This is a genomic window from Streptococcus sp. ELY_125, assembly GCF_058314535.1.
In genome coordinates, this window is the sequence record NZ_JBZFUM010000003.1 from 94824 (window position 1) to 116034 (window position 21211).

Annotated in this window: 20 protein-coding genes; 16 read left to right on the plus strand and 4 right to left on the minus strand. The window is 41.0% G+C overall.

Annotation, left to right across the window (positions count from 1 at the left end; genetic code table 11):
* Positions 1-4 precede the first annotated feature (4 nt).
* The 8 genes from AC4HAL_RS02265 to groL all read left to right on the plus strand — a co-directional run bounded on the left by AC4HAL_RS02265 (position 5) and on the right by groL (position 7155).
* Complete coding sequence (locus tag AC4HAL_RS02265) at positions 5-1300, plus strand: ABC transporter substrate-binding protein (RefSeq protein ID WP_491092791.1); 1296 nt, start codon at positions 5-7, stop codon at positions 1298-1300.
* Positions 1301-1566: 266 nt separating this feature from the next.
* Positions 1567-2007, plus strand: coding sequence for a PTS sugar transporter subunit IIA (locus AC4HAL_RS02270; protein ID WP_491092792.1), 441 nt, complete (start codon positions 1567-1569; stop codon positions 2005-2007).
* Between the two features lie 131 nt (positions 2008-2138).
* On the plus strand, positions 2139-2633 hold the full coding sequence (locus tag AC4HAL_RS02275; RefSeq protein WP_491092793.1) for a PTS sugar transporter subunit IIB: 495 nt from the start codon (positions 2139-2141) through the stop codon (positions 2631-2633).
* A gap of 412 nt (positions 2634-3045) precedes the next feature.
* Positions 3046-3900 (plus strand): PTS mannose/fructose/sorbose/N-acetylgalactosamine transporter subunit IIC, encoded by an 855-nt coding sequence (locus AC4HAL_RS02280; RefSeq protein WP_447452461.1) that lies wholly within the window; start codon positions 3046-3048, stop codon positions 3898-3900.
* A gap of 1 nt (position 3901) precedes the next feature.
* Positions 3902-4738: a PTS system mannose/fructose/sorbose family transporter subunit IID gene (locus tag AC4HAL_RS02285; RefSeq protein ID WP_491092794.1), complete on the plus strand. Its 837-nt coding sequence runs from the start codon at positions 3902-3904 to the stop codon at positions 4736-4738.
* 19 nt (positions 4739-4757) lie between these two features.
* On the plus strand, positions 4758-5054 hold the full coding sequence (locus AC4HAL_RS02290; RefSeq protein ID WP_447452459.1) for a DUF202 domain-containing protein: 297 nt from the start codon (positions 4758-4760) through the stop codon (positions 5052-5054).
* Between the two features lie 118 nt (positions 5055-5172).
* The gene (gene groES, locus AC4HAL_RS02295) at positions 5173-5457 is read left to right on the plus strand and encodes a co-chaperone GroES (RefSeq protein ID WP_447452458.1); all 285 of its coding nucleotides are present in this window, start codon (positions 5173-5175) and stop codon (positions 5455-5457) included.
* Positions 5458-5526: 69 nt separating this feature from the next.
* Positions 5527-7155: a chaperonin GroEL gene (gene groL / locus AC4HAL_RS02300; RefSeq protein WP_491092795.1), complete on the plus strand. Its 1629-nt coding sequence runs from the start codon at positions 5527-5529 to the stop codon at positions 7153-7155.
* Between the two features lie 617 nt (positions 7156-7772).
* On the opposite strand, the gene AC4HAL_RS02305 is transcribed toward groL, so the two are convergent.
* A complete protein-coding gene (locus AC4HAL_RS02305; protein ID WP_491092796.1) occupies positions 7773-8471 on the minus strand; it encodes a DUF975 family protein in 699 nt (232 codons plus the stop codon).
* Between the two features lie 341 nt (positions 8472-8812).
* Positions 8813-9685, minus strand: coding sequence for an RluA family pseudouridine synthase (locus AC4HAL_RS02310; RefSeq protein WP_491092797.1), 873 nt, complete (start codon positions 9683-9685; stop codon positions 8813-8815).
* A 68-nt stretch (positions 9686-9753) separates the two neighbouring features.
* On the opposite strand from AC4HAL_RS02310, the gene pbp2a reads away from it, so the two are divergent.
* From pbp2a to secE, 3 genes are all read left to right on the plus strand, one after another.
* Complete coding sequence (pbp2a, locus tag AC4HAL_RS02315) at positions 9754-12090, plus strand: penicillin-binding protein PBP2A (RefSeq protein ID WP_491092798.1); 2337 nt, start codon at positions 9754-9756, stop codon at positions 12088-12090.
* Between the two features lie 486 nt (positions 12091-12576).
* Complete coding sequence (gene rpmG, locus AC4HAL_RS02320; RefSeq protein WP_447452962.1) at positions 12577-12729, plus strand: 50S ribosomal protein L33; 153 nt, start codon at positions 12577-12579, stop codon at positions 12727-12729.
* Positions 12730-12756: 27 nt separating this feature from the next.
* Entirely contained in the window at positions 12757-12945 is a 189-nt protein-coding gene (secE, locus tag AC4HAL_RS02325) for a preprotein translocase subunit SecE (RefSeq protein ID WP_447452961.1), read from the plus strand.
* Between the two features lie 406 nt (positions 12946-13351).
* Here the strand turns inward: secE and AC4HAL_RS02330 are convergent, their stop codons facing one another.
* The gene (locus tag AC4HAL_RS02330) at positions 13352-14440 is read right to left on the minus strand and encodes a hypothetical protein (RefSeq protein WP_491092799.1); all 1089 of its coding nucleotides are present in this window, start codon (positions 14438-14440) and stop codon (positions 13352-13354) included.
* 173 nt (positions 14441-14613) lie between these two features.
* On the opposite strand from AC4HAL_RS02330, the gene nusG reads away from it, so the two are divergent.
* Positions 14614-15156, plus strand: coding sequence for a transcription termination/antitermination protein NusG (gene nusG, locus AC4HAL_RS02335; RefSeq protein WP_447452959.1), 543 nt, complete (start codon positions 14614-14616; stop codon positions 15154-15156).
* A gap of 510 nt (positions 15157-15666) precedes the next feature.
* Here the strand turns inward: nusG and AC4HAL_RS02340 are convergent.
* Positions 15667-16851, minus strand: coding sequence for a class I SAM-dependent methyltransferase (locus AC4HAL_RS02340; protein WP_491092800.1), 1185 nt, complete (start codon positions 16849-16851; stop codon positions 15667-15669).
* A 272-nt stretch (positions 16852-17123) separates the two neighbouring features.
* Between AC4HAL_RS02340 and AC4HAL_RS02345 the strand changes: the two genes are divergently transcribed.
* The 4 genes from AC4HAL_RS02345 to AC4HAL_RS02360 all read left to right on the plus strand — a co-directional run bounded on the left by AC4HAL_RS02345 (position 17124) and on the right by AC4HAL_RS02360 (position 21202).
* Positions 17124-18608: a prolyl oligopeptidase family serine peptidase gene (locus AC4HAL_RS02345; protein ID WP_491092801.1), complete on the plus strand. Its 1485-nt coding sequence runs from the start codon at positions 17124-17126 to the stop codon at positions 18606-18608.
* Between the two features lie 221 nt (positions 18609-18829).
* On the plus strand, positions 18830-20263 hold the full coding sequence (locus tag AC4HAL_RS02350; protein ID WP_491092802.1) for a 6-phospho-beta-glucosidase: 1434 nt from the start codon (positions 18830-18832) through the stop codon (positions 20261-20263).
* Positions 20264-20343: 80 nt separating this feature from the next.
* Positions 20344-20679 carry a hypothetical protein gene (locus AC4HAL_RS02355; protein WP_491092803.1) on the plus strand — a complete coding sequence of 112 codons (336 nt, stop codon included), beginning with the start codon at positions 20344-20346 and terminating at the stop codon, positions 20677-20679.
* A 205-nt stretch (positions 20680-20884) separates the two neighbouring features.
* Positions 20885-21202 carry a PTS cellobiose transporter subunit IIB gene (locus tag AC4HAL_RS02360; RefSeq protein WP_447452954.1) on the plus strand — a complete coding sequence of 106 codons (318 nt, stop codon included), beginning with the start codon at positions 20885-20887 and terminating at the stop codon, positions 21200-21202.
* The last annotated feature ends 9 nt before the right edge of the window (positions 21203-21211 follow it).

A 21211-nucleotide genomic window follows, 5' to 3' on the forward strand; every position in this document is an offset into this window, starting at 1 on the left:
ATATATGGTAAAACATAAGTGGAAGAAGCTTCACTGGCAGATGTTGCTGCTGCTTTCCCTCCTTTTAGGGGTGGTCAGCCTGATTTACTGGAGCCGTTTTCATACTGTTCACTTGGAGTTGGGACTCTATACAGATAGCAGTTGGAATGTCCCCAGTGATGAAGGGACTCGCTTGATGGATCATGTTATTGCTAGGTTTGAAAAGGAGCACCCTAATGTTGAGGTGACTTATGAAAGCGGTATTGATAAGGATGATTATGCTGACTGGCTGTCAGACAAGATTGTTCTAGGACAGACACCTGATATTTTTATGGTTCCTGACGGCAGTTTTAGTTCTTTAGCTCAAAACCAGACTCTTCTCAATCTCAGCCCCTATTTTAAGAAGCTCAATACCAATGATTTTTATCAATCCAGTCTCAAAGCTGGCCAATACCGAGGTAAAAGCTATGGTCTGCCCTATGAAAATAATGTCATGATGCTTTGTATTAACAAGGATTTACTCAAGCAGGCGGGTGTCAGGATTCCTGAAGAAGGTTGGGACTTGGAAGAGTTTTATCAGCTGTGTAAAAGGTTGACTAAGGATAGTGATGGGGATGGTAATCTTGACCAATTTGGAGTGACCGAATACAGTTGGCGGGATGCAGTATCAGCCTACGGGCTGTCTATTTTCGCCGCTGACAACTCACAAAAAGTCTCCATCAACAATCCCCAAATCAAATCGGCACTAGACTATTATACTAAGCTGGATAAGCTATCTGGAACAACCAAATTGACCTCAAAAGATTTTGATAAGGGGAATGTAGCCTTTATGCCCATGACTCTGGCGGAATATCGGACCTATAAACCTTACCCTTATCATGTTGCCAAATATTCCTCTTTTGAGTGGACCTGTGTTCGCATGCCCGTAAAATCCTCCAGAGTAATTCCTAATCAACTCCAGACTTCCCTTTTTGGAATTTCATCTAAGAGCGGTCATAAAAGTCTAGCTTGGGAATTTATGAAACTTTTGGTTGAGAATGAACATCAGAGCCAACTAATGAAGAATTCTCCTGGAGCCTCTGTGAAGAAATCCGTGGTAACAAGCAGTTCTATGACTAAGCTTTTTAATCAGGATAGCCTCGGTGGTAACGCTCTTACTACCGACAATTTGACAGCTATGCTCTCACACTCGCGTGTTGAACCTCGCTCTTTAACCACCCAGGAGATATTAGACAAGGCTGATTACCTCATAGCTCAGTCCATATCGGAGGACAGCTTGGACGATGATTTACAGGCAATTCAGGATAAGCTGAACCAGTAGGCAAAAACTAGACTAATCTCCAATAATTAAAACCAATTAAAAACGCTCGCTCAATGAGGGACTGCGGCCTATTAGCAGCGTAAGTAAACTACAAATAAAAGTGTTGGGAAGACAAGCGCCTTAGAATCTTGTCTTCCCAACACTTTTTCTTTTTAAGTGACAAATGTCATTTCACGAGTGACAAGTGTTAATCGTATGATATGACAAACAACAATGTAAAAGCGTTTCCAATTTTTGTAAAATAAAGACAATAAAAGGAGGGTCTTATGAAGTATCTGGTGTTAGTCAGTCACGGTGGCTTGGCCGAGGGATTGAAAACCTCGTTGGCCATGTTTGCTGGCGATAAGATTGATCAAGTTCTAGCTTTTGGTCTGCAGAATGGTAAGTCAGTTGATGACTTTGCTAGTCAAATCAAGGAAGGCTTGGAAGCTCAGACAAATGAGCAGGATGAGTTTGTTGTCCTAGCGGATATTGTCGGCGGTAGTCCCCTGACAACATTCCTAAATGTTTTGGCCGAAAAAGGAAAATTGGATACAGCGCTGGTCATTGGCGGAATGAACTTAACAGCCGCTCTAACAGCTGTTGTCATGAAGGATATGCTGGAAGGGGAAGCTCTGGCAGAAAATATTCTATCGGAAGCTTCAACAGCTCTTCAGCAATTCCAAGTATCTGGTGATGATGATGCTGACGACGATGATGACATTTAGTTAGTAGTGCTTGATGGTCAACTTCAAGTCTTTCTAGCTGGTAAAAATGCTATATTTAGCAATTTTGCTAACCATTTTATTGTAATTATAACTAGCCTTAGGCTAAATTTATTTTAAGAGGAGAGAAGAACATGTCAATTTCATTTGTTCGTATCGATGACCGTATGATTCACGGTCAAACTGTAACACGTTGGGCAAAAGAGTACCCATGCGATGGGTTGATTGCGGTAAATGACGCAGCTGCCAATAATAAGGTATTAATCCAAGCTTACAAGGGAGCATCGGATAAGAAAACTTTTGTTTGGACCAAAGAAGCTTTTGCGCAAAAATCTAAAAAAGTAACAGATTCTGACAGCCGCTACTTCCTTATCGCTAAGAATCCTATCGATATGAAGGAAATTTTGGTGGATCAAGGCTTTGTACCAGATGATATTAAAGAAATTATTGTCGGTCCAGCTAATGATCGCCCCGGTGCTGCCAAACTTGGTAACAACCAGTCAATCACTCAAGAAGAGGCCGATGCTATTGAAGAGATTGAGAAAGCTGGTTACAAGGTGAAATTCCAGCTCCTACCAGATGTTTCTATCGGCTACTGGTCAGACTTTAAATCACAATTTGGTTATTAACGTAGAAGGCTTGTCTAGGTTTTAAAACACTGGGTAAACTACGGCAATCGTTATGATGGCTTACCTATCTACCTTACTAACTTTGTAGAAACTGCCTATAAGCAGTTTTGTCTGGTGATAAAGAGAAAGGCGATTGTCGCCAGTTTTCTCGTAACGTCTTAGTATCTTGTTAACTGAACACGGGCTAAAATCCTAGTAAAAAAGATAAACGTCCTTGTGTCCTTACGACACAGCGTCCGTTTCCTATTTTTATACGGATTTCTTCATGCCCTTTGTATCTTGCTAATTGAACACGAGCTGCGATCTGTGTCAAAAAGACAGCTTCTCCTAGAGTCTTGCGACTCTTCGTCGAACCTGCTATTTTGCCTTTGCTCGCTGACGCTCTTAGTATCTTAAATAAAGGAGAAATATTATGACAATTTCTTGGTTACAAGCAGCCATTCTTGGCTTGTTTGCCTGTTTGTCTTCCATGCCTGGCCTAGGTGGTACCACCATTGGTAACTACACTTTAGGTCGTCCCTTAGTCGGAGGTCTGGTCTGTGGCCTGATTCTTGGAGACCTTAAAACAGGTATCGTTTGTGGGGTTGCTATGCAGCTTGTTTACATCGCCTTGGTAACACCTGGTGGTACTGTATCAGCTGATGTTCGTGCGGTATCTTATATTGGTATTCCTTTGGCGATGGTTGCTATTCACTCACAAGGACTGTCAGCTAATTCAGCTGATGCAGCTAATCTTGCAAAATCAATGGGAACCTTGGTAGGTACTATTGGTACCGTGCTTTTCTACGGAACAGCTACTATGAACCTGGTATGGCAGCACATCGGCTGGAGAGCTGTTGAAAAGAGAGATTATAAAAAACTGTACGCAGTAGACTGGGGCCTTCCTTGGGTCTCCCATATCATCTTTTCATTCATTCCGACGCTAATTATGTGTAAACTAGGAGCAAGCGCAGTTACGGCGTTGAAAGAAGCACTGCCACTGGACGGTATTCCGATGAAGACCCTCTTTACGGTAGGTTCCTTGCTCCCATGTGTAGGGATTGCTATTCTTTTGAAACAAATTGTTGATAAGGCAGTTGACTTTATCCCATTCTTTGTTGGATTTACCCTTGCAGCATCATTGGGATTGAACTTGGTATCATGTGCAGTCATTTCCCTTATCTTTGCGGTCTTGTTCTATGAACTAGAAATGGCTAAAAACGCTAAGGCTACAGCAGTAGCTGGTGCAGATAATCTAGAATTTGATGACGATGAGGAGGATATCTAAGATGGCTCAAAAGAAAATTTCAAAGAAAACACTAACTAAATCCTTCCATCATTGGTATTATGGGAACTTAACCTGCTTCTCACAAGAGCATATGCAGACCTTTGGTTACCTAACCTCTATGCTGCCAATCGTTGAAGAGCTTTACGATAATGAAGATGATAAAGCGCGTTCTATGCAGACCTATACGGCCTTCTTCAATACAGAACCACAACTTGGTTCCCTTATTGTTGGGGTAACAGCTGGCTTGGAAGAAGCTCGTGCGAATGGTTCAGATGGTGTTGATGATGAAACTATCAATGGTCTACGTGCTGGTTTGATGGGACCCGTTGCTGGTATCGGTGATTCCCTTGTTGTCGGTACTTTGATTCCAATTATCTTAGGGATTGCCCTTGGCTTGTCAACTGGCGGTTCGCCGGTCGGTGCGATATTCTATATTGTGGTTTGGAATCTCTTAGCCTACTTTGGTATGCGTTTTGCCTACTTCAAGGGTTATGAACTTGGGGATAAGGCAGTTGAAGTTTTGGTTGGCCCCCAAGGACAAGCTATCCGTAAAGCCGTAGCTATTGTTGGTGGTATGGTTGTCGGTGCTGTAGCTGCAACTTGGGTTCCTATTAAAACAGCCTTTGAATTGAAGAATTCTTCTGGAAAAGCTTTCTTAGTGTTGCAAGACCAGTTGGATGGTGTTTATCCAGGCTTGTTAACAGCTTTAATTACCGTTTTCTGCTGGTGGTTGATGGCTAAGAAAAATATGTCGCCAATTAAAGTTATGCTGCTCTTAGTAGTTCTTGCTCTTGTTGGTGTCCTGACAGGCTTCTTCGATCCAGGATTAAAATACTAAATCAAAAAATGGAGCGCTTATGCTGACAGAAAAAGAATTTATCACCGGTTATGAGAAGGAGATTGCCTACCAAAAGCATATGATTGAAAATCTAGGACGTTGGTTTACGCTGATGTTTCTCATCGCTAGCATTGGTATCATCTTAGTTTATCTGCTTTCAGCATATCTCGTCGTTCGTATTATCGGTATTGTCCTGATTATCTTGGGAGTATTAGGAATGCTGCTCTTTGGCTACGGTATTTACAAGGGGCGCCTTAATGTCCAAAAAGTTATCGATGACTTTGAAGAAAAGATGACTCGGGCAAAAGCAAAATAAAACAAAAACTTTGTCGGAAGACAGAGTTTTTTCTTGACTATTTTTGACCAAATGATACAATGATAAGTGTAATTAGCACTCAAGATATTAGAGTGCTAAAAAATATTGGAGGTTTATTATGTTGAAGCCATTAGGTGATCGTATTGTTGTAAAATTTGAAGAAGTAGAAGAAACGACAGCAAGTGGTTTTGTTTTAGCAGGCGGCTCTCATGAAGCCACTAAAACAGCGACTGTTGTAGCCGTTGGTCAGGGTAGTCGCACCTTGACAGGAGAACTCGTTGCTCCAAGCGTTTCTGCGGGTGATAAAGTACTCGTTGAAAATGGAGCTGGTCTTGACGTCAAAGACGGTGATGACAAGGTCTCAATCATTCGTGAAGCAGATATTTTAGCTGTATTAGCCTAATCGGCTAGCTGCCCCATGTCTGTAATAATTTTATAAATAGAAACTTTAGAAAGTAGGAAAGTAACTATTATGGCAAAAGATATTAAATTTTCAGCCGATGCCCGTTCTGCTATGGTGCGCGGGGTTGATGCGCTGGCAGATACTGTTAAGGTAACGCTTGGCCCTAAAGGTCGTAATGTTGTTTTGGAAAAATCCTTTGGTTCACCCTTGATTACGAATGACGGTGTAACTATTGCTAAGGAAATCGAACTAGAAGACCATTTTGAAAACATGGGGGCCAAATTAGTTTCAGAAGTTGCTTCAAAAACTAATGATATTGCAGGTGACGGAACAACTACAGCCACTGTTTTAACCCAAGCCATCGTTCGCGAAGGGCTTAAAAATGTAACAGCAGGAGCTAACCCAATCGGTATCCGTCGCGGTATCGAAAGAGCTGTTGCAACAGCTGTTGAAGGCTTAAAAGCTATCGCTCAACCAGTTTCTGGTAAAGAAGCTATTGCGCAAGTTGCTGCTGTATCTTCACGTTCTGAAAAAGTTGGTGAATACATTTCAGAAGCTATGGAAAAAGTTGGCAATGACGGTGTCATCACCATTGAAGAGTCCCGTGGTATGGAAACTGAATTGGACGTTGTTGAAGGGATGCAATTTGATCGCGGTTACCTTTCTCAATACATGGTAACCGATAATGAAAAGATGGTTGCTGATCTGGATAATCCTTATATCTTGATTACCGATAAGAAAATTTCAAATATCCAAGATGTTCTTCCTCTTTTAGAAGAAGTACTTAAAACCAGCCGCCCGCTCTTGATTATCGCAGACGATGTTGATGGAGAAGCTTTACCTACATTGGTTCTAAATAAGATTCGCGGAACCTTTAATGTTGTTGCGGTTAAAGCACCAGGTTTTGGTGATCGCCGCAAGGCTATGTTGGAAGATATTGCTGTTTTGACTGGTGGTACTGTCATTACCGAAGACCTCGGTCTGGAACTCAAGGATGCCAGCATCGCTTCTCTTGGTCAGGCTGCTAAAATCACTATTGACAAAGATTCAACAGTGATTGTTGAAGGAGCTGGCGAAGCCTCTGCCATTACAGAGCGTGTCAACTTGATCAAATCACAATTAGAAACAACAACATCAGACTTTGATCGTGAAAAGTTGCAAGAACGGTTGGCAAAATTATCTGGTGGTGTTGCAGTTATCAAGGTTGGTGCTGCGACTGAAACCGAATTAAAAGAAATGAAACTCCGCATTGAAGATGCCCTTAATGCAACTCGCGCTGCTGTTGAAGAAGGTATCGTTGCCGGTGGTGGTACAGCCCTTGTTAATGTCATTGAAAAAGTTGCCTCTCTTGATGTGAAGGGGGATGAAGCAACTGGCCGTAACATTGTTCTGCGTGCGCTTGAAGAACCCGTTCGTCAAATTGCCCGTAACGCTGGCTATGAAGGTTCCGTTATCATCGAAAAACTTAAAGCTAGCGCTGTTGGTACAGGCTTTAATGCAGCCGATGGAAGCTGGGTAGATATGGTTGAAGCAGGAATCATCGATCCTGTCAAAGTTAGCCGTTCGGCCCTGCAAAATGCAGCTTCTGTTGCTAGCCTCATTCTAACAACTGAAGCTGTTGTCGCTGATCACCCAGAAGAGTCATCAGCACCGGCAGCACCAGCTATGGATCCAGGTATGATGGGTGGCATGATGTAATAGAGACAACCTATCTAAGTAGCAAAGGAGCTGGCTGGTTAAGAGAGTGGGACTCAATCAGTAAATCGAGGTAAAATCACGATTTTGATTTTCCTCGCTCTCTTATTTTAAGGCTCAGGGCTCTGCCACTTTCCTGTTTTTAGGTGGCAGGCTTTGGCAGTCTATCCCCAGACTGTTGGAGCTATCACTTAGGTGGTAGTTAAACAGTCCAGTGGACTGTTTAAGGAGTCGCCTAAAGATAGGGAAGCGCCCCAAGATAAGGACCGCCAATCAGCAGCGGTTCATTGAAGATAAAGCACCTAATGAACTGTGTGGGAGTAAGACTTGTTGGCTATACCAACAAGTCTTACTCCCAACCACTGCGTCGATCTGGTAAATCTAGGATAATGCTAATGGATCTGGATTTTTGTCCCAGACTCTTCTTGCTAACTCTAAAGAGACAGTGTTATCAGCTGTCTCTTTTTTGTACTGTAACGTTAAAGGCTTTCTAGCTATCATAATTGGCTGAAAGATTAGGCTGGCTTGCTATGATGAATGAATTATATTCCTCACTAACTTATAAAAATGGAAGGCTCATCTGAACCTTCCGTTTTTTCTTTTCAATATGGGAGTAGCTTTTAATCCGTTAGAGCAGCTGGATTTTGACCAATGAGAGTCCGGTAGAACTCAGCATGTGTCGCTAGGATGTAAGGGTAGAGCCAGAGATAGCCGATTCCAAGGGTTAGGGTTGCTAAGAGCCACCAACCAAGAAAACTGAGATCAAGGACGAAAAGTTCCCATTTGTGTCCCTTCATCAAATGCTTGGATCTGGTGATGGCTTCGGTAGCTGTTAGTTTTTTTCCTTGTCGTTTAAGATCATCAACGATATAGATAGACATAGCATAAGAGTAAGCTTTGATGATGCCAGGGATAATGAGGAGCAAAGTCCAAAGTAGTATGAAGATATATTGAAGAATCCAAGTCAGAATAAAGGACCAAATACGACCTTCTGTAAATCCTGCGAAGACGCTGGCAAGAATATTTTCGTCCTTACGATTATCAATCAAATGAAGAAAGCCTAGAATAGTACTGGCAGCAATCAAGCCAAGGAATAGGCCGCCGGTTTGTACCAAAGGTGAAGCATAAAAAGTGACATGTATACCAGTAATAAGACCATTATGGTGAGTCATCAATTCCTTTGTGGTTAGGATATCATGGATGCTATCCGTTTGAAGAAAAATCTGAATAAGCCAAACGATAGCAACGACCCCGATAGCCCATTTCCAATTGCCAGAAAGCTTTTGTTTAGCTCGAGATTTTAATTCACTTCGTTTCATGGTAATTTCCTTTGTATTAGTTTATCGATACAATGATTATATACTGTTTTCCTAAATTTGTAAAGAGATCTTATGAAAAATATGTGCTGGAACAAAATATCCTAGCATAGGATGTATATTATGATAATAAAGTAATAAAATCATTACCAATTCCGATAATTCAGGCTGCTAGCCTATCGAAGTTTCCATTAGAGCTTACAAGGGATAATCAATAATGGAGAGGCTACCAAATTAAAAGAATCCAAGTAATCAAGGAGCTTTAACTCTCCTATACGGCGGCTTTGCAGCCTCTTACAGTTTTAACTATAAACTCTCTAGGGAAATTTGAAAGGAGCATGATACTACTTCATTCTATCGTGTAGTCCTTGTTCAAAGCTTGCTGATTTGGCTTTAAACGTCAGAATTTCTGCTGTAAAGGGATGGGTAAAACTGAGCTGGTAAGCGTGAAGCATCAGTCGCCCCTTGGGATGCCTATGATAAAGTGGATCACCAATGAGGGGATGATCGTGATAGGCTAGATGGACACGAATTTGATGGGTTCGTCCAGTTTCTAGCCGACAGTCAACAAGAGTCTGATTGGGAAAGCTCTTGAGTTTAGTGACATGAGTAATAGCCCCTTGGCCTGTCTGGGGACTAACGATACGCTTTCTGCGGTCATGTCGATCTCGTCCAATCTTATCAGTATAAGTGACTTTCTTTTGCCTAAATCCCCCCTGAACCAAAGCCCAGTAATGACGACTAATCTTTTTATCTTCTAATAATCGATTAAGAATGGGTAGTACAAAAGGATTTTTAGCAAAAAGCACCAAGCCGCTAGTTTCCTTATCCAAGCGATGGACGACATAGCAGGTTTGCCCAGCGTAGGCAGACACATGGTTGAGTAAGGCCACCTCATCAGGGGCATTGCCGTGGGTTTTCATTCCTTCGGGTTTATTAACGATAATCAGATGTTCATCTTGATAGCAGCAGTCGACTAGCTCTTTTTGACCTAGGGGAATTTCTTTTTTAGGGTAGTCGTCTTGGTCAAAAATCACATCAATATAATCTCCAGCTTGAACAGGGCTCTGCCAGTTGATGCTATTTCCATTGACAAACAGATGCTTCTTCGTCCGTAGAAAGTGACGTATTTTGCGGGGAACTAACCAGTGTTCCTCCAGCAATCCTTTGACTGTTGTCTGGGGGAAAGAGGGCGGTAGAGTAATTCGGAATTTCATGCTTTTGATTTTAGCACAAATCGCATTTTCTCTCTAGGTTTTTGAAGGAAACTTGCTATAATAGGGCTATGAAGTTTTTAGAGATAATCAAACAGCAGGCTCGTCAATTGAAAACGAAGCTGCTGAATAGAAACAAGAATAAAGAAAAACCTTCAAGGAAGCCGTCTGACAGTCAAGCTGGTGATGAAATGAGCATGACCCAGCGCTTGGAGTCAGTACCTGTTCATGAAAGCGAGTACCATCGCAGTCAAGGCCACCATCAGAGTCACCTAGACAGGCTGATTGAAAAATATCCTAAACTCGCTTTTCTCAAGGTCATCATCCCAGATAAACAATCTTGGATTCGCCGTTTTTGGCGTCGCTACCAGATTAACAAGATTTTGGCCATTGGAGCTAGTATCTTTGTTCTTTTTACAGCGGCCTATCTTTTTTATCTAGCCAAAACAACTAATGTATCTGACTTACAGGATGCTTTGAAATCTTCAACGGTTATTTATGATAAAGAAGGTCAGCAAGCTGGTAACCTGATGGGGAATAAGGGAACCTATGTTGAATTAGATGCTATCTCTGATGATTTAGAAAAAGCTGTCATTGCAACCGAGGATCGCAGTTTCTATAAGAATCACGGTATTAATTATAAGCGCTTTTTCTTAGCTGTTCTAACTGCCGGAAAATTCGGAGGAGGCTCAACAATTACCCAGCAGTTAGCCAAGAATGCTTACCTGACTCAGGAACAGACTGTTACGCGGAAGGCTAAGGAATTTTTCCTAGCAGTAGAGCTCAATAAGAAATATTCCAAAAACCAAATTTTAACTATGTATCTCAACAATGCCTACTTTGGCAATGGTGTATGGGGAGTTGAGGATGCCAGTCAGAAATATTTTGGAACCAGTGCTGCTGATTTGACTGTTGATGAAGCGGCAACTTTGGCGGGAATGTTGAAAGGCCCAGAGATTTATAATCCGCTTTATTCAGCTGATAATGCTACCAACCGACGCGATACTGTCCTGCAAAACATGGTTAATGCTGGCTATTTGACACAAGCTGATGCAAAATCATATAGGGGCGTTGATATATCCAGCCGCCTTAGTGATACCTATGCGGGCAAGGCTGAGGAGTATAATTATCCCTCTTATTTTGATGCTGTAGTCAACGAAGCTATTGATAAATACGGGATATCGGAGAAAGATATTCTTAATAATGGCTATAAGATCTACACTGAATTGGATACCAACTATCAAGATGGAATGCAAACAGTCTATGCTCAAACGGCCAATTTTCCTACCTCACCTTATGATGGCTCAACAGCTCAGTCTGCCAGTGTAGCTATCGACCCATCGACCGGCGGTGTCCGCAGTCTAGTTGGACGTCTCGGCTCGACGGATGATCCCACCTTTAGATCCTATAACTATGCTACTCAGTCATCGCGCAGTCCAGGATCAACGATTAAGCCTCTGGTTGTATATTCACCAGCTGTAGCCGAAGGTTATGATATTGATGAGGAGCTTCCTAATACTGTTCAGGATTATAATGGTTATGCTCCTTCTAACTACGGCGGTATTGAGACGGAAAGTGTTCCTATGTATCAGGCATTGGCCAATTCCTATAATATTCCAGCTGTTCATCTGCTGAACGAAATGGGAGTCAGCACGGCTTTTGATTATGGTAAAAAATTTGGTCTCAATATGGATAATGTGCCTAAAAACCTAGGTGTTGCCCTTGGTGGCAGTGTCACAACTAACCCATTAGAAATGGCTCAAGCATACTCCACTTTTGCTAATGGTGGGGTTATGAATGAAGCCCACTTTATCACTAAGATTGAGACGGCCTCAGGTAAGCCCGTCGTCGAGTATAAGAAAGCTTCATCTCGCGTTATTAGTAAGTCTGTCAGCAACAAGATGACTAGTATGATGCTGGGGACTTTTTCCAACGGGACAGCTGTCAGTGCTAATGCCTATGGCTATACTATGGCTGGGAAAACAGGGACTACTGAAACCAACTTTGACGAAAACTTGATCAGTGATGAATGGGTTATCGGTTATACACCTGATGTGGTCATTGCTCAGTGGATGGGCTTTGAGCATACGGACGAAAATCATTATATTGTTGATGAATATGGAACTTCTGACAATGTCTTTAGCCAAGTATCGAGTTACATTCTACCCTACACCAAGGGGACAGAATTTTCTCAAGAGAATGCCTATTTATCGGATGGTCAGGATCTAACCTACGATGCTAATAATGAAGATAGCAGCGCCAATGCGGATGAATCTAAAGGGATTATTGATCAAATTGGTGATGCGGCCGAAGATGCCAAAGACAAGGTTGGTCAGGCCGTCGATGATTCTGGTATTGTAGATAAAGCTAAGGATGCTTGGAATACCTTCAAAGGCTGGCTCCAATAAATGATCTTATCTTTTTTCGCAATGGAGATACATTAACGAGAGAGTAGGGAGACCACTATGATGTTAGTGCTATCGCCTGCAAAATCGGGAATGAATCAGGCATCTGCCAGAGTCTAGCTAGCATTCGTAAATTATATAACACATAAAATGATCTATAAGCAATCAATCATTCGAAGCGTTTGTTTTCTTATTTTAAGGTGGATACCCGAGAGCTAAGTTGTTTCCAGTTAAGGACCTCCACAGTACGTCGTGGGTGCCAAAGTACCAACTGTGTAGGAGTAAGAACAGATCTTGTTCCCCTTATGTTGTCTGATGCTTTTATATACATTCAAAAGGGCTGGACTTTTTGTTTCAGCCTCTTTGTTGATTTAGTCGCTGATTTTATCTAAGCTGCAGTTGATCAGATAGTTTAGGCTCAGATAAACTTATTAACTTGATTGAAATCCTAATTCATGCTACAATAGGTGGGATTAAAACGGAGGACTTATGGCGCAGAAAAAAGCAAGCCTAGCCTGTTCGGAATGTGGTTCGCGCAATTATTCAATCAGCATAAGCAGTAACCCTAAACCGACACGCTTAGAGGTCAATAAATATTGCAAACACTGTCAAAAATACACCTTGCACAAAGAAACACGCTAACAGTTTAGCAAAAGAGAGGGAATTATCGTGAAATTTTTAGCTGGAATTTTTCAAATCTTAGAACAAACAAATTGGCCAACTCCTAAACAACGCTGGATTGACTTTTTCGCAATTTTGGAGTATACGGCTTTCTTCACTGCAATTATCTACGCTTTTGATTTTGTTCTTCGCTGGGGAATGTCCTATCTTCTTACTCAGGTGACTCTACCCTTCTAAGATATATATAGTGTGAATCTCCCTGTAGGTGTCTGCTTTGCAGATGCCTTTTTGTATACTCAAAAACTAGCAAAAGTGGTCAGAACAAAGATATCTCAAGTTTGGATTATATATGACACAGTGGTTGTTTTATTCCAACTGTTGGCAAAAATTACCTTCTAAATCGTAATAATCGTCACCAGGTTCAACTAAAAAGGGAAGATGAATCCTATCCACACGATTTTCAAGCTCGAAAGATCCTCTGGAACTTTTGGAAGGGGGAGATAGCGGTAAAAGCTAAGTCCCCGTTTTAAGCTGAACACCAAAAAGGCCCTATAATTCCTCGTCAAGAATTATAGGGCCTCGAAGATCAGCGAGGAGAAAGCAAATTATCTTCGTTGTTTAAACACATAATAGAAGGGGGGGATTATCCGGCTTGGAATTCGCCCCCGCCGCGATAGTCACTGTCATCACTGTATTCCTCATCATCACCGTAGTACTCATCTAAAAGGTCGTGATAGGCTTCATATCCATTTTTAGCCTTGTTTTTAGCTTTCTTAGCTTCTTGCTTAGTCATGGATTTGTAGGTTTCCTTAAAGTAAGGTTCACCATGTTCAAAATAAACAATGGTTAGTTGATTGTCATTGATAAAATATTTTGCTTTCCAATCATCGAGTTGGAGTGGTTCATCTGGATCAGCCAGATAATAGTTATAGAATTTACTATCCTCAATACGAGTCTCAATGCGATGCTCCTTGGTTTTAACATTTAAAGTCAAAGCTGGGTCAGCCAAAGAGGCAGTGGCATACACATCATCTGGTAACTCATCCTGTAGCGCTGGCGGGAATGTTATATAGTTATAGGATACTAAGTTACCATTTTTGCTGGACAAAAAGGTATTAATCTTTAATCCTTTAGTATCTTCTTTATACTTACTATCAACGATCCTAGAATTCTGCGAAAAAGTATCCCAACCACCATCATCGTAGTAAGCTGTTTCAACTAATTCCCAGTCCCCTTCGATATTCTTTTGTGCTGCCTTTTCCTGGCCTCGGAATCCTAGAATTCCCAAGGTAAGCAAAAGTATAGCAATAATTACCATAATACTGATGTTAAGCCAAATTGGCCAGCCTTTTTGACCCTCCTTATAAAAGAGGTTAGGGAACTGTTTAGGCTTTTGTGGTGCAGGCATGACTGGTTGTCCAAGAGAATTGAGTACAGCTGGATTGCTATTTTGTGAAACCGTCATATTATTTACGGGTGCTTGATCAGTCAGTTGAGGCGGCTGTTCCTGTTGCTGGTTTTCTTGGACTTGACTCGATTCTGGCTGGAGCTCACTGCCTTCAGGCTCTATTTGTGTTGGCTGTTCAGCAGGTGTATCAACTGTTTGCCCTGCCTGTTTAGGCTGATCCGGAATATACTCACCAGCTGCTTCTGCCTTTACATAGTCAGCTGCTTCTGGTTTTCTTCCGTTTACTAATTCAAAAAATTCAGCCCATTCTTTTTCATTCATCATAAAAATGGTCTCCTTAAAAATATTCTCCTAAAAGAGTTCGATAGCATTAGTATACCATGTTTTAAGAGATTTTAAAAATCCTATGAAAAAGTTTTCCGGCTATCCTAACTTGTGTTATAATAAGGAGGACATTAAGGCCTACCAAGGCTTTTTTATTATGAAAGGAAATTATTATGCTAGATTCATTTGATAAGGGCTGGTTTGTCCTGCAAACTTATTCAGGTTATGAAAATAAGGTTAAAGAAAATCTCTTGCAGCGAGCGCAGACTTACAACATGACGGAGAATATCCTGCGTGTTGAAATTCCGACCCAAACTGTTAACGTTGAAAAAAACGGTAAGGTCAAAGAAGTCGAGGAGAATCGTTTCCCGGGCTATGTCCTTGTGGAAATGGTTATGACGGATGACGCTTGGTTTGTCGTGCGTAATACTCCCAATGTTACTGGTTTCGTCGGTTCTCACGGAAACCGTTCAAAACCAACGCCTCTCCTAGAAGAAGAAATTCGAGCTATTCTGTTATCTATGGGACAAACAGTTGATGTTATCGATACCAATATCAAGGTCGGCGATGTGGTACAGATTATTGATGGAGCTTTCATGGGACAGGAAGGCCGAGTCATTGAAATCGAAAATAATAAGGCTAAAATTATGATTAGCATGTTCGGCTCCGAAACAGCTGCCGAGGTTGAACTTTATCAAATTGCAGAGTTAAATTAAGGTGCTAAGGGCGTTAAAAAAGACGTCTGGTTTTAGCCTAGGCTCAATTAAACTAAAGTACAAAGCCGTTAAACGTCTCGATGGCAAAATAGGCGAAGAAGTATAGGACTTCTAGTCATATTTTATCCTTTCCCGCAAGAGCCTAGACGTGTTCAGTTATTAAGATGTATATGGCAAAGTTATCAGTTACAAAAATAACAAATGTCTAAAAGGGAGTGGAATAAAAATCAGTATAGTTAGCTATCAAATTTATTGTTCTACCTTGGCAAAGATGATAAGGACTACCTATAAAAGATAAAAAGCTCCACCCCTCCCGGTACTTAACGGATAAAGCTCGAAGGAGCAGAACTTTTTCTCAGTCTAGTAATCTCCTTACCAAGTCCGCCGAAAGGGCATTGTCGGTTATCTCGTTTTCATATTACCACGAACCAAGCAAGCATTATTGTCTGAAAAGCGCTAAAATTAAAAAGCTGGGTCTAGGAAAACTCTTAGACTCAGCTTTTTGTCTGCTTATTTATACATATAGTCCCTAGTCATAGGCATGGTAGACTTGGTTTCTCCTTTTGATAGAAGGTATTGAACAACATCAATATTTCCTGCTTGGAAGGAACCGGCACAAGCCTGTAAATATAAATCCCACATTCTGATGAACCGCTCGTCGTGGAGTTTCCGCACCTCTGGCAGAGCCTTGTGGAAGTTCTCTGTCCACCTCTCAAGAGTCTTTTGATAGTGACGACGCAGGAATTCAATATCTGCTACTTGAAGTCCAGCATCAGAAATATGCTCCAAATTTTCAGTTAGCCGAGGAATGTAACCACCGGGAAAGATATACTTGTTAATCCAGCCATTATAGCCATTGCCATGGTTTCCTCCAGCTTGGCCAGTAATCCCATGAATCAGTGCCAAACCGTCCTCTGTAAGGTAACGAGAAATGGTGTCAAAATACTGGCCTAAATTCTCTTTACCGACATGTTCAAACATGCCGACGCTAGTAATATAATCATAAGGTCCCTCTTTGATGTCGCGGTAGTCTTTAAGGATGACTTTTGCTCGATCCTCTAGGCCCTTTTCCTTGATGCGCTGATTGACATAGTTAGCTTGTTCTTCACTAAGTGTGATGCCTGCGACCTTCAAGCCGTATTCTTCACAGGCTGTTAACATGAGGGTACCCCAGCCACAGCCAATATCCAATAATGTTTTTCCAGGCTGCGGATTCAGTTTCTTAATAATGTGGTGGATTTTATTGATCTGAGCTTCTTCCAAACTATCATCTTCATGTTGGAAGTAAGCACAAGAATAGGTCGCTGTTTTATCAAGCCACAGACGATAAAAGTCATTCCCAATGTCATAATGACTTTGGACATCAGATTTACTATCACTTTTAGTATGAGATTGCTTGGGTAAGAAACGGGCAAATTTACTATTTTTCAAAAAACTATCAGAAGCACGATAGGCTGACACAATCAATTCCTGAATAGAACCCTCAATTTCAATATCGCCGTCCATGACAGCTTCTCCTAAAACGATTGAAGCGTTCTGGGTAAGATTAGCCACTGAGATTTTCTTATTAAATTTAATTTTGACCCGTGGATGTTCACCATTATAGACCTCAGTTTTACCATTAGGGTAGGTAACTTGCAGCGGAATATCAAATGAATTTTTTATGAGTTGCTTAACAATTAAGTTATCCATCATGAGACCAAAACCTCCAATTTTAATTTTGGTCCTATTATAGTCCCTAGAGAGCTGGCCTGTAAAAAAATTTGATTTATTATTGGACAAATCCGAAAAAGGTGTCTAATTTTGAGGAAATTGTGCGTCTTATCTGACTGATTGTTTGGTATTGCAGCAGGCTTGTTTAATTAAAACGAAATCGCTTTCCTTACTGATACGGAAAAAGTCTAAATGGTCATTTGACATAGTCCTTCTTATAATAACTATAGGATATTTAATTAAGGAGGTGCAAGATGCGCAGGTCTTTAAAACTAGCTATTATTACTATCTTAGGGTTGGTTATTGTCGGATGCTCAGCGATCAGCAATACCACTAAACCAAGTATTAAAAAACTATCTATTGGTATTCAAGGGTATGAATTTGGGCCGGCAGTGCGAAAAGTAATCATTGAATTGAATACTCCTGTTAAATCAGTGGATGGTGCTAAGGTCACCGTGCAGACTGCTAAGGTTGATCGAACTGTAGATAATGTATACTTATCTGACAAGTTGGGTAAGGAGACTACTAAGAAGAGTAAATATATTACATTGGATCTCCATGTTGACTACTCAGATAAAACGTTCTCCGCTGTCGCTAGCCCATTTCACTATAACACAGAGACCTTTATGAATGAGTGGGCTTCTCACTATAATGTCATTGTTAAAGGTCTCAAAATTGGTGACAGTATCCTTTCTAAGAATGCTGATGCCATAAAAAATCGTGTAATACCCGAAATTGATAAGTTTAATGTTAAAGATAAATTTACAGGCACTTATAAAAATTCTTTTACAAATAAAAAAGAAAAGTCTACCTTACATTATGCCGCTTATCAGCCTGAAAAGCTAAAAGGTCAAGATAAAAATCCCTTGATTATTTGGTTAAACGGTCAAGGAGAAGGTGGGACAGATACCAGTATTGAATTGCTTGGTAATGAAGTTACGGCCTTGATAGGTGATGATATTCAAAGGCAGTTCTCCGCTGGTAAGCAGAAAGGAGCCTATGTTCTTGCGGTTCAGTCCCCTACGTATTGGATGGATGAAGGCGATGGCACAAACGGTTCTGGTGCGGGTGTTTCTCGCTATACAGAAATACTGATGGATACTATTAAAGCGTATGTTAAGTCAAACCCCGATATCGATCCTAATCGCATTTATCTTTCAGGTTGTTCAAATGGCGGTTATATGACCATGAATATGGCTATCCATTATCCTGATTATTTTGCAGCCTTGGTACCAAGTGCCACAGCTTACTCTTACTATGATCTTGAGCGCAATGAAGACGGTACCTACAAGAAGGTTAAGGATAAGCAAACAGGACAAGAGGTTCCAGTGCAAAGAGAGGAACTTTGGTTTGATAGAGAAAAAGTAAATGCTATTAAAGATATTCCAATTTGGTTTATCCATGCAGCTAATGATACGACTGTCAACCCTCAAACCTACTCTCTCCCCATCTATAAAGCCTTGATTGGCGCTGGAGCCACCAATAAATGGTTCTCTTACTATGAATCAGTTTCTGGAACAGATATCAAAGGTGTAGACTATCTTGGTCACTGGTCATGGATTTATTACTTCAATAATCAAGTAACAGGTGTGCAAGATCCAGAGACTATCCGAAATGGCCAAGAAATATCTGGCTTTGAACCGAGCAATTCAACTTTCGGAGGAAGAAATAAAGCAGAAGTAGATGGACAAATTTACGACAATGTTTTCTCGTGGCTCAATGCGCAATCCAAAAATTAGTAATAATACTTTTCAGAACTGAGATCCTAAATAAGCAACACTTTAAAAGTTAACTGCCTTAGTTTAATTTTTAGGATTTTTAATAAAAGTGTTTTCCGCATAATTACGGAAAAAAACTGTATGGCTATTTGAAATTTTTTCTCTTATAATCTAGGTGATATAAGAATATATATTTGCTCTAAAAATAGGGCAGACAAGTATCATAAGAAAAGGAGAATGTTATGTCTAAATTACCTGAAAATTTTCTCTGGGGCGGTGCGGTAGCGGCCCATCAACTGGAAGGCGGCTGGCAGGAAGGCGGTAAAGGGATTTCCGTTGCTGATGTCATGACAGCAGGCCGGCATGGTGTGGCGCGGGAAATCACAGACGGAGTCCTGCCGGGAAAATATTATCCTAACCATGAAGCAATTGACTTTTATCATCATTACAAGGAAGACATCAAACTTTTTGCGGAGATGGGTTTCAAGTGTTTCCGGACGTCCATCGCCTGGACCCGCATCTTTCCTAAGGGAGATGAGACTGAACCCAATGAAGCAGGCCTGCAGTTTTACGATAACCTTTTTGATGAATGTCTCAAATACGGTATCGAACCAGTCGTAACCCTATCTCACTTTGAATTGCCTTATCATCTTGTTACTGAATACGGTGGTTTTACTAATCGCAAGGTTATTGATTTCTTTGTCCGCTTTGCAGAAGTTTGTTTTCGTCGTTACAAAGACAAGGTCAAATACTGGATGACCTTCAATGAAATCAATAATCAAGCCAACTATCAAGAGGACTTTGCACCCTTTACCAATTCAGGAATTGTCTATAAAGAGGGTGATGACCGTGAGGCCATCATGTACAAGGCTGCCCACTATGAATTGGTAGCATCTGCGCGTGCGGTCAAAATTGGTCACGAGATTAATCCCGATTTGCAAATCGGCTGTATGATTGCCATGTGCCCAATCTATCCGGCGACTTGTAAACCATCTGACGTGCTGATGGCGCAAAAAGCTATGCAGAAACGCTATTATTTCACAGATGTCCACGTGCATGGCTATTATCCAGAACACATTATTAAATACTGGCAACGTAAAGGCATTGAAGTTGATGTGACAGAAGAAGATAAGGCTGACTTGCTGGCTGGTACAGTAGACTATATCGGCTTTAGCTACTACATGTCCTTTGCTATTGACAGCCACCGGCCAAACAATCCGCACTACGACTATCTGGAAACAGAAGACTTGGTCAAAAATAACTATGTCAAAGCCTCTGAATGGGATTGGCAAATTGACCCAGAAGGGCTGCGCTATGCGCTCAACTGGTTTACTGATATGTATCACCTACCGCTCTTTATCGTAGAAAATGGCTTTGGCGCTATCGACCAAGTGGCAGAAGATGGTATGGTGCATGATGACTACCGCATTGACTATCTGACAGCCCATATCAAGGAGATGATCAAGGCTGTCGATGAAGATGGTGTTGACCTCATGGGCTACACGCCTTGGGGCTGTATTGATCTTGTCTCTGCTGGAACAGGTGAAATGCGTAAACGCTATGGTTTCATTTATGTTGATAAGCATGATGATGGTACGGGAACTTACGCTCGTTCGCCGAAACTGTCCTTTGATTGGTACAAGAAAGTCATTGCTTCAAATGGAGAAAACTTATAGTCTGTTAGTCTCGTTGTTGAATCTAAGGCTAAAATCCATGTGAAAAGGCTTCTGAAAGTAGTCAGAGAAAGGTGATGTTTATGTGGAATAATATTTTGAATAGTTTATTGGCCATTGCTATACTAGTCCTAATATTTTACCTTATTTTGTGGGTAAGAAAAAGAATAACCACTCCGACCTATCAGGGGAAAAATGGCAAACCAGCTAGCACCTACTTCATTAGTTTTAAGGAAACTGATAAGCCAGATATTCGCCAAAATTCCAAACTGATGGATATTTTATCCATAAAGTATGAGACATCGGATGGTTTTGTAGTTGCCTCAACTATCAATGATGTTAAATTGCGGCAGTTAATCATGCAGGAATATCAGCTCAAGCTTAAAAACGTTATCATCACTTACCGGCAGGTTATTTAAGTGTTAGGAGCTATCTATAAAGGCAAGAGATCAGCTATAAGGGTTGGTCTCTTTTTTGTGCGGAAATTTTAGAGAGTTCTATTTTCATATTTTCCGTATCCATGGAGATTTTTTCCGTTGAGATACGGAAAAAGTAGCGATACACATCTTGAAAACGCTGTTATATAATAAAGTTAGAAATTAAATAATAAAGGAGTGCTATATTATGGCAAAACAAGCTTTGATTATCTGTGCAGGTGGCATGTCATCTTCAATGATTGCTAAAAAAACGATGACCATGCTGCAAGAGCAGGGTGAAGATATTGAAATGGATGCGGTAGGCGTACCAGAAGGTCAAAAACGTATTGAAGCAGATGATTATGATCTCTACTTGGTTAGTCCGCAGACGAAAATGAACTTTAAGCAGCTGGCTGATGCGGCTGCCAAGAAGAATAAACCCATCGTTCAAATTCCGCCGCAAGCCTACATTCCTATCCCAATGGGAATAGAGAAGATGGCTGCCTTGGTTAAAGAAAATATCTAAGTCTAATGA

What these genes read in the sequence shown, in the direction of transcription:
- AC4HAL_RS02270 (WP_491092792.1), top strand. Translation starts at nt 1,567, where the DNA reads ATGAAGTATCTGGTGTTAGTCAGTCACGGTGGCTTGGCCGAGGGATTG.
- pbp2a (WP_491092798.1), top strand. Translation starts at nt 9,754, where the DNA reads ATGAAGTTTTTAGAGATAATCAAACAGCAGGCTCGTCAATTGAAAACG.
- AC4HAL_RS02280 (WP_447452461.1), top strand. Translation starts at nt 3,046, where the DNA reads ATGACAATTTCTTGGTTACAAGCAGCCATTCTTGGCTTGTTTGCCTGT.
- rpmG (WP_447452962.1), top strand. Translation starts at nt 12,577, where the DNA reads ATGGCGCAGAAAAAAGCAAGCCTAGCCTGTTCGGAATGTGGTTCGCGC.
- AC4HAL_RS02350 (WP_491092802.1), top strand. Translation starts at nt 18,830, where the DNA reads ATGTCTAAATTACCTGAAAATTTTCTCTGGGGCGGTGCGGTAGCGGCC.
- AC4HAL_RS02310 (WP_491092797.1), bottom strand. Translation starts at nt 9,685, where the DNA reads ATGAAATTCCGAATTACTCTACCGCCCTCTTTCCCCCAGACAACAGTC.
- AC4HAL_RS02305 (WP_491092796.1), bottom strand. Translation starts at nt 8,471, where the DNA reads ATGAAACGAAGTGAATTAAAATCTCGAGCTAAACAAAAGCTTTCTGGC.
- groES (WP_447452458.1), top strand. Translation starts at nt 5,173, where the DNA reads ATGTTGAAGCCATTAGGTGATCGTATTGTTGTAAAATTTGAAGAAGTA.
- nusG (WP_447452959.1), top strand. Translation starts at nt 14,614, where the DNA reads ATGCTAGATTCATTTGATAAGGGCTGGTTTGTCCTGCAAACTTATTCA.
- AC4HAL_RS02275 (WP_491092793.1), top strand. Translation starts at nt 2,139, where the DNA reads ATGTCAATTTCATTTGTTCGTATCGATGACCGTATGATTCACGGTCAA.
- AC4HAL_RS02265 (WP_491092791.1), top strand. Translation starts at nt 5, where the DNA reads ATGGTAAAACATAAGTGGAAGAAGCTTCACTGGCAGATGTTGCTGCTG.
- AC4HAL_RS02355 (WP_491092803.1), top strand. Translation starts at nt 20,344, where the DNA reads ATGTGGAATAATATTTTGAATAGTTTATTGGCCATTGCTATACTAGTC.
- AC4HAL_RS02360 (WP_447452954.1), top strand. Translation starts at nt 20,885, where the DNA reads ATGGCAAAACAAGCTTTGATTATCTGTGCAGGTGGCATGTCATCTTCA.
- groL (WP_491092795.1), top strand. Translation starts at nt 5,527, where the DNA reads ATGGCAAAAGATATTAAATTTTCAGCCGATGCCCGTTCTGCTATGGTG.
- AC4HAL_RS02340 (WP_491092800.1), bottom strand. Translation starts at nt 16,851, where the DNA reads ATGATGGATAACTTAATTGTTAAGCAACTCATAAAAAATTCATTTGAT.
- AC4HAL_RS02330 (WP_491092799.1), bottom strand. Translation starts at nt 14,440, where the DNA reads ATGATGAATGAAAAAGAATGGGCTGAATTTTTTGAATTAGTAAACGGA.
- AC4HAL_RS02285 (WP_491092794.1), top strand. Translation starts at nt 3,902, where the DNA reads ATGGCTCAAAAGAAAATTTCAAAGAAAACACTAACTAAATCCTTCCAT.
- AC4HAL_RS02345 (WP_491092801.1), top strand. Translation starts at nt 17,124, where the DNA reads ATGCGCAGGTCTTTAAAACTAGCTATTATTACTATCTTAGGGTTGGTT.
- AC4HAL_RS02290 (WP_447452459.1), top strand. Translation starts at nt 4,758, where the DNA reads ATGCTGACAGAAAAAGAATTTATCACCGGTTATGAGAAGGAGATTGCC.